Origin of the sequence: Chitinophaga silvisoli, assembly GCF_003412465.1 — a bacterium.
Classification (GTDB): domain Bacteria; phylum Bacteroidota; class Bacteroidia; order Chitinophagales; family Chitinophagaceae; genus Chitinophaga; species Chitinophaga silvisoli.
Window position 1 is genome coordinate 224,113 of the sequence record NZ_QTJV01000008.1, and the last position, 14,804, is coordinate 238,916.

The window sequence follows — 14,804 nt, forward strand, 5'->3', positions numbered from 1 at the left end:
CGCAGGTGCGATCCGCTGTTGTCTTACTTAGTCCCAATTGATCACATACTCTCGTGGAAAGTACGTGTTATCACTTCAAGCTGATGCGCCCTGGATAAGCGCACGAAGTTTACAGCATAGCCGGATACGCGGATGGTCAACTGAGGATAATTCTCAGGGTGCTCGTAAGCGTCCATCAGTGTTTCGCGGTTCAGCACATTTACGTTCAGGTGATGCGCCATTTTGTTAAAGTAGCCATTCATGGTAGTCACCAGGTTGTTGACCTGTTCTTCTCTTGTATCACCCAGTGATTTAGGGATCATGGAGAAGGTGTTGGAAATACCATCCTGAGCATCTCTATAGTCCAGTTTACAAACAGAGTTCAGGGAAGCAATAGCCCCGCTACAGTCTCTGCCGTGCATTGGATTGGCACCTGGTGCAAAGGGTTCGCCTTTCTTACGTCCATCAGGAGTAGCACCTGTGTTACTACCGTACATTACGTTTGAAGTAATGGTGAGCAGTGACAGGGTTGGTTTAGAACCTTTGTAGGTGTTGTGTTTACGCAGTTCTGTGATGAAGAAGTGAGTGATTTCTTTTGCAATGTTATCTACTCTGTCATCATCGTTACCGTATTTAGGATATTCTCCTTCGATCTTGTAATCTACGGTCAGGCCACGTTCATCCCTGATAGGTGTAACCTTTGCATATTTAATAGCGGAGAGTGAGTCAGCGATGATAGAGATACCGGCAGCACCGTAAGCGATATCGATACGTGGATCGGTATCAACCAGGGCCATCTGGGCTCTTTCATAATAGTATTTATCATGCATGTAGTGGATGATAAACATTGCTTTTGCATACACTCTCGCCAGTTCAGTCAATGTTTGTTTGAACACGCCCATTACCTGGTTGTATTCCAGTGGACCTTCAGGCAGTGCAGGGATATTTTTGATCACTTCCACCCCATCGATTTCTTCTTTACCACCATTCAGGGCAATCAGCAATGCCTTAGGCAGGTTTGCTCTTGCACCAAAGTGCTGGATAGATTTACCGATTTCCTGGTAAGATACGCAACAAGCGATACCATAGTCGTCAGAACCACGGGTACCTCTCATCAGGTCATCATTTTCGTACTGGATGGAGGAAGTATCGATAGATACCTGTGCACAGAAGCGTTTGAAGCCTTCTGGTAAACCATCAGCCCACAGTACGGTCAGGTTTGGTTCTGGTGAAGAGCCCAGGTTGTACAGGGTCTGCAGGAAGCGGAAAGAAGTCTTGGTTACTTTCGTACGGCCATCATGCAGGGTACCACCGATAGCTTCAGTTACCCAGGTAGGGTCACCACCAAAGATTTCATCGTAGCTGCCTGGGCGCAGGTGACGTACCAGTCTCAGTTTCATTACGAACTGGTCGATGATTTCCTGTGCTTCTTCTTCAGTAATCAAACCAGCTTTCAGATCTCTTTCGATAAATATGTCGAGGAAGGAGGACACATTACCCAGGGACATAGCAGCACCATCCTGTTCTTTCACGGCTGCCAGGTAAGCGAAATAAACCCATTGTACAGCTTCGCGGGCATTTTCAGCAGGGCGGGATACGTCGCAACCGTAGGCTGCAGCCATGGTGATCATGTCTTTCAGTGCACTGATCTGGGAATTGATTTCTTCACGCAGACGAACTTTGTGTTCGGTCATTTCACCACCCACTTTGTTCAGGTCAGCTTTTTTGAATTTAATCAGCTGATCAGCACCATACAGGGCCAGGCGGCGGAAGTCACCAATGATACGGCCACGTGCATAGTTGTCTGGTAAACCTGTCAATACGTGTTTGGAACGGAAAGCCCTGATTTCGCTGTCATAGGCATTGAATACACCTTCATTATGGTTTTTAGCATAATTGAAAATGTCAATCACCCTTTCAGAAACGGTCAGGCCTTTTTCTTTAACAGCAGATTCAACCAGCTTGATACCACCGAAAGGTTTCATGGCACGTTTGAGCAGCTGATCGGTTTGCAGGCCAACAATTACTTCATCTTCCTTCTTAATATAGCCCGGCGCAAAGGCGGTCATATTGGAGATGGTTTCTGTGTCGATGGCTAAAACGCCACCTTTTGCTCTTTCTTTGAGCAGTTCTTTTTTAACGACATCCCACAGGCGGTTAGTTTTTGCAGAAATGCCGGACAGGAATGAAGCATCACCCTGGTAAGGTCTGATGTTTTTTACAACGAAATCATATACGTTCATTGTAGTATTCCAATCACCTGATTTGAAAGGAACAGCGGTCACATCTTTTATCATATCCTTGAATTTTTATTCTCTAGATAATGATACAAAGTTAAATTGCGGGGAGTGGGGAAATAGTGTTCGTGGTCAGCCGAATGAGTGATTATAGTTGCAGAAATTGCGTTTTGTTTCAAATTTGATTGCAGGTACTTTCATTTGGGCGTATTTCCCGGAGAATTTAACTAAAGGTTACACTCCCTTTTAGCACCCTTATGGATGTTCCTTTTTCCACTGTGTAGCAAAGTAGGATCCCCAGCCCTTGATATATTCATAGAACTGGTATTCATTTTCAAAGTCCAGCAGCATCTCGTAGCTGGGCCGGTACCTGACCATAAAGGTATCCAGTGCAGGCGATTCAAGGCCTGTCAGTTGCCTTACCAGCGGCATATTAAATCGATGCGTAATATATTTATCCTGTTCAATGGCAAGCAGTTGCTGACGGAAGTGTTCCATCCGTTTAGCCTTACGCATGCTCAGCAGGAGATCCAGGTTCACACCAACACCTCCCATGCCTGTGGCCAGATAGTCCTGTGAGAAATTGAAGACCTTTTTATATTCTTCCCTGAATTCGGTGGAGTCTTCCTTATAACTTTTGTGTTGTACTTCTACGGTCGGGAGTACTTTGATATCTACATGCAACCCGATATCGAAGGGTCGGTTCGCGTTGATTTCTGTTACCGGAAATTTCATGGTCGCTTTGCCCTGGTAAGAGAAACTAAGGGAGTCTTTCATGGTGAGGCGGATGGCATAATGCCCCAGGGAATCGGTGACTGTACCGCCACCTGCAGAGCTCATTACACTTACGCCTGCCATGCCATAGCGTTCCGTACGTTCATACACGGTACCCCTGATCTGCACTGTCTGAGCAATGGACAGTGATGTAAGTGCGACCAGGAAAATAAATAAACCGAATGTTTTGTGTAGAATTCTAATACTCATCAGGGCACAATCTATTACAGCCGGGAAAAACAAACAAGAAACTGATAAATATTAACAAACAATTGTATAAGAAACCCCGCGATTTTCTCGCGGGGTTGCAGGTTTTATGAGGCGGAAATGAATAGTTGAGTATAAGGTAGCCAGTGTGAAAATAGTACGCTAAATCGGTACTATAAGGTCACCAAAAGGGCACCTGTATATCCCCGGGATATTGAGGTGACCTTTTGGTGACCTTTTGGTGATGTTATAATGTAAAAGAGGTAATAATGATTCACTATAGCCAGGCTGGATTTATGCATTCTCCAACTCAGCGTAAATGAGCTTTTTCATCTTCATCAGGGTATTCAGCACCCTTTGGAACTTTGCAGGTTCTGACATCCACTGGCCCAGTTTATCAGGCACAATCTGCCAGCTTACGCCGTATTTATCGACCAGCCAGCCGCACGCTACCTCGTGGCCACCGTCGGCAATGAGACCATCCCAGTACCTGTCTATTTCAGCCTGGTCTTTACAGTTCACCACCAGGGAGATGGCATCTACGAAACCAAATCCATGCTCCGCGGAGCTATCCATTGCCATTGCAACGAAATGCTTGATTTTGAACTGGGAATGCTTTACAAAATTAGTATTGTCTTCTCCTTCGCTGTATTTCAGGATGCCCTGAAGGGTTGAATCATGGAATAAACCGGTATAGAAATGCACCGCTTCCTCTGCCTTGCCGGCTTTCGCACCGGTGAACATGAGGGTTGGGCAGAATTTCTGGTTTGCATCGTTCATGGCTCCGGTATAGAGTTGCCAGGAGACACCGTACTGGTCCTGCACCCAGGCGTATTTGGGGCTCCAGGGGTATTTGTCCAGTGGCATGAGAGTACTTCCCCCCTTGCTCAGTTTATAATAATAAGCTTCAGTTTCTGCTTCAGTTTCACTCACAACCATGAAGGAAATAGACGGATTGGGGGTAGATGAAGGCCCGTCGTTGAGTAACATGAATTGCTGGCCGCTCAGTTTGAGGGTGATGACGATTGGGTTGGAGCTGGTAATGGAACCATCTCCGAAGGTCTCCAGGTAAAAGTCAGCCGCCTCCGCAATTTTTCCTTTGATGGTGAGGCATGGATAGATGGAATTATTCATGAGTGTTGGATTTTAAGGAATAGTTTATTTAACGATGGAATACTTTTTCAGGAGGCTATTCTGACCATACAGCGACATACATCCATTCCCTTATACCATTCAATGCAAAAACCGGCAGGGTCAATCCGGCTATCATGTATTAACTGCTGGAAGGCATTGCCAATAGCGGGAATGTCTTTCATAAAATCATGTACGTCAATAAACAGGTACTCTCCTTTTGAGATTACTTTGGTTTCCAGGTGGTGTTTGGAAAACTCGCCCTGATGAAGTTCTGCTGCTGCCGCCTGGTAAAGAATACGACCATCGGCTGCCGGCCAGGAAAGCCCGAAATACTTCCTCTTTTCATCAAAAGGCGTGAGACTATGCAATGTTTCATGGGCCTGCTTTACTCCTTCAGGAAATGAGCTGGCAGTAACACAATACACAAGCAGATCGTTTTGTAATGTCGTTGTTTCCATAGAGTAAACATACGATCATTAAAAACGGTTCAAGGGGGGTAAAAAAGACAATTAACAGGTAAAATGCGACACTACGACATGATTCAACATGACTGATTTTATTGTTTAGCTGCCGACACTACGACACCATTCTTCATAACCATGACAACCTGCTTCAACACTGAGATATCGCTTAGGGGATCTCCCTTTACTGCAAGGAGATCTGCCAGGTAAGCAGGTTTGATATTCCCCAGCAATGGCAAACCAAACACACCTGCATTTACTGCGGTGGCAGCGTGCAATACATCAAGGGGCTTCATGCCATATTCAACCATCAGGATCATTTCACGACTATTATCCCCGTGGGAAAAAACGCCCACATCACCACCCATACAAATAGTAACACCCGCCTGCATCGCATCCGTAAAAATCTTATGCTTCTGTTTGACAGCCGGCGTTTCAGGATCCACTCCTTTGCGCCAGCCTTTATAAGCGGCAATAGATTCGGTTGCCGTCAGCGTAGGACAAAGTGCTATATTCTTCTCCTTCATTAACTTAAACAATTCAGGCGTGCCACCATCTCCATGTTCAATTGTGCGTACGCCTGCTTCTATTGCACGCCGCATGCCTTCTTCAGTACCTGAATGCACTACTACATACCGCCCGCTGCTGGCCGCTACTTCCACGGCCAGTTTAAGTTCATTCGTCGTAAAAGTAGCTGCGGGGGCTTTATTGAGTCCCCAGCGGTAATCAGCATAGAGCTTGATTACATCTGCACCATGGCCGATCTGGGAGCGGATTGCCTTTGTAAGGCCATCGGTACCGTCGGCTTCTTCGGCACCCAATGGGATCTCACCATTGTATCCTTTAGGACCATAACTGCCCGTAGCAACAATTGCCCTGGTAGCTACCAGCAAGCGTGGCCCGGGAATGATTCCCTTGTTGATCGCTTCTTTTAAACCTGCATCGTCATACATGGCACCTTCCGTACCGAGGTCACGTGCAGTGGTAAAGCCCGCCATTAGAGTGGCACGGGCATGTACTACGGCACGGGCTGTACGTTCTGCAGGTGATTCAGTCAGTACCTGGTCATTCCAGCTGGTTTCGTTGTAAGGATGTAAGAAAAGGTGTGAGTGACCTTCGATTAAACCAGGCATCAGCGTCATGCCTTTCAGGTCAATAATCCTTGTGTTTTGTGGGACCTGGATGGTGTTTGGCGCTCCTGTTGCCACGATCAGGCTATCTTTTACCAATACCCACCAGTTGGCATGCATCGCGGTGCCATCAAACACACGGTCCGGTTTGAAGAGGATAATGGATTGAGCATTTACAAATAAGGAAAGTAATAAGAATAAGGAGGTGGCGGCCGTTTTCATAGCTACCTAAGTTAATGCACTTTTATATAGGTTTTCTGGTAATTTCTTAAAATGCTGGTAATCCTCGAAGGATTTTTCAACTCAAACAGATGAATAATAAGTACAGTGAGTTTGATAAATCCTTGTGTGGTGACGATGCTCCCTCCCAGTTTATGAATATCCTGATCGCGGGAGGCAATGGTATTGCCATTATTATAAAGGTCTTCAGCAAAACACCAGGCACCATCCCGCGCATTGCTGAGGGCGAACTGTATTAATAAGGAGTTGTTGCCGGAGTGTTTTCCCAATAATGATAATAAAGGAGAGATGCGGTTCAGCTCATTGATCACCTCGTAACTCAGTGCAGCCAGAATGGTATTAATGCTGTTGAAATCCTGGTGGATCTGTTGTAAGGGTGTGTTCAGTTCCTTTGCGATTTCTACGACGGCAATACCGAGGTCAAGGTTGATATGTGCATTCATACCCAGGAGCAAATGCTGTAATACCAGCACGGAGCGTTTTTGCAACTGTGTAAATGCGATCTGCCAGGAGAGAGAGACAGCGGCTTTATTTTTTGCCGTCCATGCATCATAAGCGGCAATATACCGGTTTGCAAAGACGACATCGAGCTTTTCCATCCTTGGACCATCCTGGAATTCGCCGATGGCGATTCCTTCTTTTACGCGACAGGTGACTTTGTGATATAAGGCGGCGAAATAGCCGGCTCTGTTGTCTGTGGTAATTGCATCTGAGATAATTTGTTCCAGGCGGAGGATCACCTCGTCAATAGTTTGTGCGGGCATGTTTTGGGGGTTTATTTTGGTAGCAAGTTAAAATTAATCCAAGGTAGTAAAAATACCGGGCGCTGCGAATGGGGTGTTTTATTCAAATTTAAATAACAGGGGTATTATAATAAAAAATCCCCGGCTCATAAGAACCGGGGACTGTACTTACTACATACAATATGTTTATTTACCAGAAGAATCATCAGCGCTGATGACGTTGCCACCAGGCACATCCAGCTGTTGACGATGGCTGGAGTCGCTAAAGTCCGATTTCATACGATCGAGTAATGAAATGAACTGTTGCGCCATCTGGCCGTCACGCTGCAGGTCGCTTGTAATCCTGTTCTGAGGCAGGCTACGATAATAATTCAGCTGCTGGTTACAATCTTTCTTGATCAGGCTTGCAATCTCTTCTGCCTTTTTCTTGTCGCCAGCCAGGTAGTAAGCATATACAGTCTGCATAGAGCTGTAGTTATGCATCTGCCCCGGAGTGGTCATAGCGTAAGGGAAGGTACTTTGCAGCAGGTTGCTGTCAGCTTTATTCAGTGCCAGCAATGCCTGTTCTTTCTTATTGTCCAGTGCGAGTGCAGTACCCAGGCGGGTATATGCATTTCTCAGGTACTGGAGCAGTTTACGGTTAGGCTCGTCGAAGTAAGTGGTTGGAATATTAGCACCACCAAAGGTGAATTTATTCATCATTACATCGTACATCACCGGCACGTTTACGTTTTTCTCGGCACCCATTGGATCATCACTTTCTTCTTTCTTCAGCGGAACCAGGCGGTATGTCAGACCATCCATGCGGAGGTAGTCGTTCAGACCCAGGTCGGTTGGGCTGGTGAAGTAGATTGGACGTTTCCATGCATTGGTAGCAATGATATCCAGTGCAGCGAGGTCATTCTTCAACAGGTAGTTTTTATTGATCTGGAACGGCAGCTGAGGCAGGATGCGGGCGCTGTCGTAAGGGCTTACAGTATTGGAAGCCAGTACTTCGGCTTTATCAACCGGGATGAACAGCCTTTTCACAGGCAGGTAGTTCATCTGATCATTTGCCTGAGTAGTTACCATCGCACGGGGATCAGTAGAGCCCATGAATGACAGTACTTCTTTCAGGTTATAGAATTTATCCTGCGGGAAGTTGCCGCCGTCGTAGAACTGAACGTAGTTGTGGTTTTCGCCGCGGTATTTGTCAGCAGTCCAGGTCATTGGGATTGCCGGACTCTGGTTCACCGCCTGGCGGGCCTGATCGATATACCAGTCCACACCGAGTAAGCTCAGGTTGATCACGCGTACATCGGTACGGATACCTTCTACTTCCTGTGCGAACCACAGTGGGTAAGTATCGTTATCACCTACGGTAAAGAGGATTGCATTGGGTGCGCAGGACTCGAGGTAGTCAGCTGCTACATCTTTAGCGATGGTCTTGGTAGAACGGTCATGGTCATCCCATTCCTGGGCAGCCATCAGCACGGGTACAGCCAGGATACAGATAAGGGTTGCTACTGGCGCAGCTACGGCAAGTTTAGCCTTGTTCTTCAGGAACTGGTAAACGGAGAGTACGCCCAGGCCAATCCATACTGCATATGCGTAGAATGAACCTACATAAGCGTAGTCACGCTCACGTGGCTGGTTACCAGCCTGGTTCAGGTACAATACGATAGCGAAACCTGTGAAGAAGAACAGCAGACCTACTACCAGGGTATCGCGGCGGTGGTATTTATAATGGTACAGCAGACCGAAGATACCTAAGATGAATGGCAGGAAGAACAGGGTATTGTGGCCCTTGTTGTTCTTCAGTGAATCCGGCATCATAGACTGATCACCATACAGGAAGTTATCGATGAAAGAGATACCGGAGATCCAGTTACCATCTCTCACGTTGCCATAACCCTGGGTGTCATTCTGTTTACCGGCAAAGTTCCACATGAAGTAGCGGAAGTACATGAAGTTGACCTGGTATTCGAGGAAGAACTTCACGTTGTCGCCAAAAGTTGGCTTTTGGCCCTGATCTAAGCCCAGGAAGCTGCGATAGTAGTCAGCATGCCCCTGATCGTTGGATGCGTCCCATACGCGTGGGAACAACATCTTATCTTCTGCGGCATAAACAGGTTCCTGTTTTTTACCGGCAACTACATATTTGGATTTGCCATTTTCATCCAGGCCGCGGGCATAGATGTTACTGGTTTCTTTGTATTCTGTAGGACGTGCGGTAAATACCTGACCATAGATCAGGGGGAAGTCACCGTACTGTTCACGGCCCAGGTAACCTACCAGGGAGATGGGATTGTCTACATTATACATGTCCACAGCCGGGTTGGCAGTAGACCTTACCATGGTGGTAATATAAGTGGAGTAGCCCAGCAAGAGGAAGAGTGTACAGTAGATCGTGAGTTTGGTAGCGTGTACGACAGGAGCAGCCAGCAGGTTACCGCCGAACTGTTTTACCAGCCATGGAATAGCGATAACAGCGGCGGCGACCAGGATCTTGAAGAATACCATACCACCACCATCGGCATCAACGAATGCAGGGATGACGATTACGGAAGCGATCAGGATCAATGGACCGTAGATGCCGAATTTTGGATTTCTGAGGGCATATACCAGTGCGCCTACAATAGCAATAAAGTAGAAAGCAAAGCCGGTGAAGAAAGGCAGGTGCAGGGAGTTCACAAAGAACACGTCCATATAACCTGAAGCCTTGATAGTATCCTGGATAATGAATTTCTGAATCAGACCTGTGATAGCACAACCGATAATAAACGCCCAGAAGGTACCCATTGGGGTCACTTTGTAACGTTTAAAGTAATATACCATCACGATAGCAGGGATGGTGAGGAGGTTCAGCAGGTGGACACCAATGGAGAGACCCATCATGAAAGCGATAAACACAATCCAGCGGTCGGCATACGCCTCTTCTGATTCGTGTTCCCATTTCAGGATGGCCCAGAATACGATGGCAGTGAAGAAAGACGACATAGCGTAAACTTCACCTTCCACAGCAGAGAACCAGAAAGAGTCGGAGAATGTGTAAGCGAGGGCACCTACGATACCTGCGCCCATGATAGCGATCATTTTTTCGCCGGAAATCGATTCGCCGGGTTTAACCATGAGACGGCGGGCGAAGTGGGTGATAGTCCAAAAGAGGAAGAGGATAGTAAATCCACTAGCGAGGGCAGACATCGTGTTAACACCAATAGCGGCATGCTTCTGGCCGAAGAAAATAATAAAGAGCCTACCCAACAGCACAAAAAGTGGCGCACCAGGAGGGTGAGGTATCTGCACCTTAGCGGCGGTGCTAATAAACTCACCGCAGTCCCATAAGCTGCCGGTCGCCTCCATAGTCATAATGTAGACAGTGCAGGCAATGATACAAATAACCCAACCCACAATGTTGTTGGTCCTTTTAAAATTCATAGAGATGTTTTAGGTCCGACAAAAATATAAAAAGCAGCAAATTATGATAATTAGAGATAACAGTTTTAACTTTTTCTTTAATAAGTGAAAAAAAATGAAGATTTCCAGGGATTTATGGGATTGGGGCCGGGATTTTTTAATACTATTTTAATGAATGGGAGAAATACGTCAGTGGAATTCCGGGAAAAATGAATTATGGAGGGGTGGGGATAAAAAATGCCGGCCCTGGGGCCGGCATGTAAGTAAAATGATTTTATTCGTTGAAGATGACCCGCACTGTCTGATAAAACGACAGTTTCTGGTAGCCGGTATTCTGCTGACTGGTCAATTGATCTCTCCGGAATCCCTGTAAACCAAACAGGCCGGCGGCATTCCCTTTATTGATAGCGATTTCCAGGTAACCGGCGGCATTGAACATGGCCAGCTTATGCCCTTCCGGTACATCGGAATAGCTTTCACTGAGAGCGGAGATGACTTCATCCCTGCGGAAGAAGATGGAGAACTTTCTGCCCTGGCGTTGTTCTTCGAACTGTTTGCGGGTGATATTTACCACGACGTTTTCGAAGTTGTCGATATGGATGATCTGACCATCGATATAATCCTGCCCGGTCATGGGCTGTAAATTATTCTTAATGACGTATTCGTTTGCCTGTTCTCCCAGGTCAGTTAATTTCTTACCGCTTTTGAGATCGTTGAAAGCCTGCGCAAAGCGTTTGAGGATGCCAAAGGTATCTTTCGGCTGATCTTTTTCGAGTGGTAATTTGACTACTACTCCAGGTAACCCCTCTGCAATCATGGTAATCAGCCCGTTATCTGCGCAGGCGATATACTGACCATTGTGCTGAGCGAGCAACACATGATCTGCTTTTCTATCGAACAGATTAATGAGTACTATATGAAATGTACCTGCTGCAAAATGCGCGAAAGCACCTTTACAGATATACGTAGCCTGCGGCAGGTTGAACGGAGAAATCTGGTGAGTAACGTCCACTAACTGAGCACCGGGGCAGTCCTGCGACAGCTGCCCTTTGATGGCACCGACGAGGTAATCCTGTAAACCGATATCTGATGTTAGTGTTATAATGGACATTCGTGATTATTAGATTCGCTTTATCTTCAAATTTGATGCCATTGAAGACTGGCGTTGATTTTAATGCAAAGTAAGATAATATTTAGATGCGGGAGACTGTCAATATAAAAATACTTGTTCAGATGTGAATAACTCTGTGAAGTGTAATTGGTAAGGGTTTGGGGCTGTGAATATAAAAGTTGTGAGAAGTCCGGAACTGACTTTCATTCAGATCCGGACTGAGACTCAATTATTTTAAAGGAGAATTAGGTTCTTTTTTAAAATGGTTGTACACCATTCCATCGAGGAATCCGGGCAGTAGTTTACTCAGTAACACGGTCAGTTTGCCCTGTCCTGTTAACACTAAAGTACGTTTCCGTTTAGCAATCGATTTATTGATAGCCTGTGCAACTGCTTCGGCAGTCATCAGTTTACCTTCATCGAGGGGTGTTTCGCCTTGTACATTTCCTTTTTCATTCAGTGCGGTATTGCGGATATTCGAAGCGGTAAAACCGGGACATACCCACATTACGTTTACGCCTGTATGCAGGAGTTCAGTGCGGAGTGATTCCAGGAAACCCTGCATGGCGAATTTACTGGCGGAGTAACCGGTTCTGCCGGGCAGGCCACGGTAACCAGCGATGGAAGATACACCTACAACTGTTCCTTTATTTTCGAGGATGGAAGGTAATGCATAATTGGTACAATATACGGTACCCCAGAAGTTGATATCCATCAGTTGTTTTAAGACAGACAAATTGACACCGTGGAAGAGGGCGCGCATGGAGATGCCTGCGTTGTTGATAAGGATATCTATTTTACCAAAATGCGCAATTGTTTGTCCGATAAAAGCTTTACAATCATCTTCTTTACTGACATCGGCCACATAGGTAAACAGGGCATTTGTTTTCAGCTCATCGCTCAGTGCTTGCAGGGCATCCTGCTTACGGCCGCACACGGCTACTTTGGCGCCGGAGCGGAGCAGATCAATGGCGATGGCTTTGCCGATACCGGAAGTACCACCGGTGATAACGGCTACTTTGTTTTCGAAAGGTTGTTGCATGAGCGGTTTTTTGCAGGCACAAAAATAGGTGGGATATTGGATAATATTAGATTTTGTTTGTGGGGAGGGAGTAAAACTGTAAGTATGTTTTAAAAAAAGTTGTCAAAAAGTTGGGAAATATTAAATAATTCCTATCTTTGCACTCCCAATCACAAACGGGGTATGATTCCGTAGCTCAGTTGGTAGAGCAATACACTTTTAATGTATGGGTCTTGGGTTCGAGTCCCAACGGGATCACAGGAATGAAAGCCGCGATGTTTCGCGGCTTTCGTTCGTTTTAGGAAGATGATGTGATGGTATCACCGTGCTAAAATGAAAACTTTTTCAATAATCTCCTGCAGCACACGATCCCCTTCTATAGGTATAAATAGCTGATCCAGCCCAGCGTCATTTCCACTTGCATCCACGCGCACGAACTCATTACCCGGTCCTTTTAGCACCTGCGCACTCCCTATATGAATTTTATAATTATTTACTGTTAAGTAATCTCCATCAATGCTGAGTTGATCTGCAATCGTCAACTGAGGAATAATGTATGTAAGGATAATTTTCCTGATGAGTGCCGAAGCCAGTAGTTCGCCGAAGGCATAATGATGCCAGGCAGCACGGCTCTCCGCATCGCGCGCTCCTTCCCATGCCGACTCATTACCAATACTGGAATTTTCTACAAAGCAATCTATGTCATGCAATGTTTCTGAATAAACGAGTGCAGGAATATTTACAAGTGATTCCTTTGCCAATAAATGGTTCAGAAAATGAATATCACCAGACCTGATGAAATAGTGTCCTGTGATTCCAGGAGGAAGTTCGATCTCATTGATTCGTTCAAACGAGAAAACTGCCTTCAGGTTAAAAGAGGGATAGTCCTTTTGAAAATGATGCGTTACCCAGTTTCTCGAAGCACCGTCCATGAGGAACCAGTCCATGATATGTCCCTGAAAAGTCCGATCGTGTACCGGGTCATCAGGTGCGACAGCTGCTAACCTGTACACTGCTCTGAATGCCTGCCGGAATGGTTGCAGGATCTGATTCTGGATGAAGTATTTCTGCCACTGGCTGATCAGGGCAGGTGTAGCTATGACGGGATGCCAGAGTTCAACACCTGTCTTGTCGTCTATCCAATTCAATACAGTGCCATCAATGGTTGTAAAGCCCTGGGGAGTCCAGATCGCCTCCTGTTGTTGTTTATCTGAAGAAAATAACCAGATCAGGCGCTTTCCAATTGCACCTGTAAAAGGATGTAAGATATATGTAGGCAGCCAGTCCTTATAGAGCCATTTTTGCGGATGGTTATAATATGATTCAATCTTTTGGCATTCATCCTGCAACTGCTTCAGGCCTCTTCTGCAAATTGCATAGAGCGCTTTCCTGGCTGATTTAAATTCATTGGACAAAAACGCCGCCTCCTGTTGCCGGGAGAATTCAAATGGGCGGGGATGTAACAAATGGAAAGCGACCTGATATGGCCCCACCTGTTTTACTAAAGTATGATGTTCATCAAAACCCAGTGTCGGGATGTTTGCAGCTTTGAGATCCTTTACCGGTCTTTTATGCTTATCCCCCATCCTCCGCAGGCGGCCTTCTATCTGCCAGACAGGGAAATCTGTGTGTAGACGATCACGCAGGAACCTGCAGCGGGCAACTGTTTCGCCCAAAGGTAATTGGGCATATATGTGGATGACATCCAGTATATACTCCGGATTATTGAGACCAAAGGTCTCTACCATCTCCAACATCTCAGGAGACCTGATGATTGCGGCAGTATGCAGGATGCCCCGTAGCAAACGCCCGGTCAAGGTATAGCTAAGCGGGTATTTTTTTGATAATAGGTAGGGAGATTGGCGTTGTAAATGCGCGAACTTTCTTTGCACCTTTGTTGGGGACAGTCTATTTATAAGTTTCTGTTCCGGTGGATAAAACTCCAAACCCACCTGATCTGACAACCTGGCGCTCTCTTTCTCCCTGGCTGCATACCAATCAGGTATCATCGTCGCAGCTACCTGCTCCATAGCAGTCATGCCATCTGCAAGACCGGGTTTTATAGGTTGCCGTAACCAATAATAGCGGGACTGTGCATCCCAGGCCATTTTTTGTTCTACCTGGAAGCCGAGCCAGCTAAATACCAAATGTTGATATTCGTTCCTGCCCACCTGGTCGATCAGTGCTGCTGCCTCTTCATACCAGGGTGATTCAGGCATGACAAGGTGATTATCCAACTTATTAAAAACAGAAAATAAGGGTGCTAAAATCTTCATAGGTAAGGGACTCCTAAACAATTCTATTATTTAAATATTGTGTATACGGTTTATTACCGGCATATGTCGCATTTTCCCCCATAATTGTCGCATAC

The 14,804-nt window shown here is 46.0% G+C and carries 10 protein-coding genes and 1 tRNA gene; 1 reads left to right on the forward strand and 10 read right to left on the reverse strand.

The window, feature by feature from the left end:
• Positions 1–41: 41 nt before the first annotated feature.
• From pflB to DXN04_RS21410, 9 genes are all read right to left on the reverse strand, one after another.
• Positions 42–2,276, reverse strand: a complete 2,235-nt coding sequence (pflB, locus tag DXN04_RS21370; protein ID WP_116855426.1) for a formate C-acetyltransferase — start codon at positions 2,274–2,276, stop codon at positions 42–44.
• 195 nt (positions 2,277–2,471) lie between these two features.
• Positions 2,472–3,200, reverse strand: a complete 729-nt coding sequence (locus DXN04_RS21375; protein WP_116855427.1) for a peptidase associated/transthyretin-like domain-containing protein — start codon at positions 3,198–3,200, stop codon at positions 2,472–2,474.
• A gap of 291 nt (positions 3,201–3,491) precedes the next feature.
• On the reverse strand, positions 3,492–4,331 hold the full coding sequence (locus DXN04_RS21380) for a VOC family protein (RefSeq protein WP_116855428.1): 840 nt from the start codon (positions 4,329–4,331) through the stop codon (positions 3,492–3,494).
• Between the two features lie 47 nt (positions 4,332–4,378).
• A complete protein-coding gene (locus DXN04_RS21385) occupies positions 4,379–4,789 on the reverse strand; it encodes a transcriptional regulator (RefSeq protein ID WP_116855429.1) in 411 nt (136 codons plus the stop codon).
• Between the two features lie 98 nt (positions 4,790–4,887).
• On the reverse strand, positions 4,888–6,144 hold the full coding sequence (locus DXN04_RS21390) for a metal-dependent hydrolase family protein (protein WP_116855430.1): 1,257 nt from the start codon (positions 6,142–6,144) through the stop codon (positions 4,888–4,890).
• A gap of 11 nt (positions 6,145–6,155) precedes the next feature.
• Positions 6,156–6,926 carry a DUF5995 family protein gene (locus DXN04_RS21395; protein WP_116855431.1) on the reverse strand — a complete coding sequence of 257 codons (771 nt, stop codon included), beginning with the start codon at positions 6,924–6,926 and terminating at the stop codon, positions 6,156–6,158.
• Between the two features lie 165 nt (positions 6,927–7,091).
• Positions 7,092–10,322, reverse strand: a complete 3,231-nt coding sequence (locus tag DXN04_RS21400) for a glycosyltransferase family 117 protein (protein ID WP_116855432.1) — start codon at positions 10,320–10,322, stop codon at positions 7,092–7,094.
• Positions 10,323–10,575: 253 nt separating this feature from the next.
• On the reverse strand, positions 10,576–11,412 hold the full coding sequence (locus DXN04_RS21405) for an SAM hydrolase/SAM-dependent halogenase family protein (protein WP_116855433.1): 837 nt from the start codon (positions 11,410–11,412) through the stop codon (positions 10,576–10,578).
• A 229-nt stretch (positions 11,413–11,641) separates the two neighbouring features.
• Complete coding sequence (locus DXN04_RS21410) at positions 11,642–12,454, reverse strand: SDR family oxidoreductase (RefSeq protein WP_116855434.1); 813 nt, start codon at positions 12,452–12,454, stop codon at positions 11,642–11,644.
• A 164-nt stretch (positions 12,455–12,618) separates the two neighbouring features.
• On the opposite strand from DXN04_RS21410, the gene DXN04_RS21415 reads away from it, so the two are divergent.
• A tRNA-Lys gene (locus DXN04_RS21415) sits at positions 12,619–12,691 on the forward strand.
• Positions 12,692–12,753: 62 nt separating this feature from the next.
• Here DXN04_RS21415 and DXN04_RS21420 read toward each other — a convergent pair.
• A complete protein-coding gene (locus tag DXN04_RS21420; protein WP_158569099.1) occupies positions 12,754–14,652 on the reverse strand; it encodes a DUF4132 domain-containing protein in 1,899 nt (632 codons plus the stop codon).
• Between the last annotated feature and the right edge of the window lie 152 nt (positions 14,653–14,804).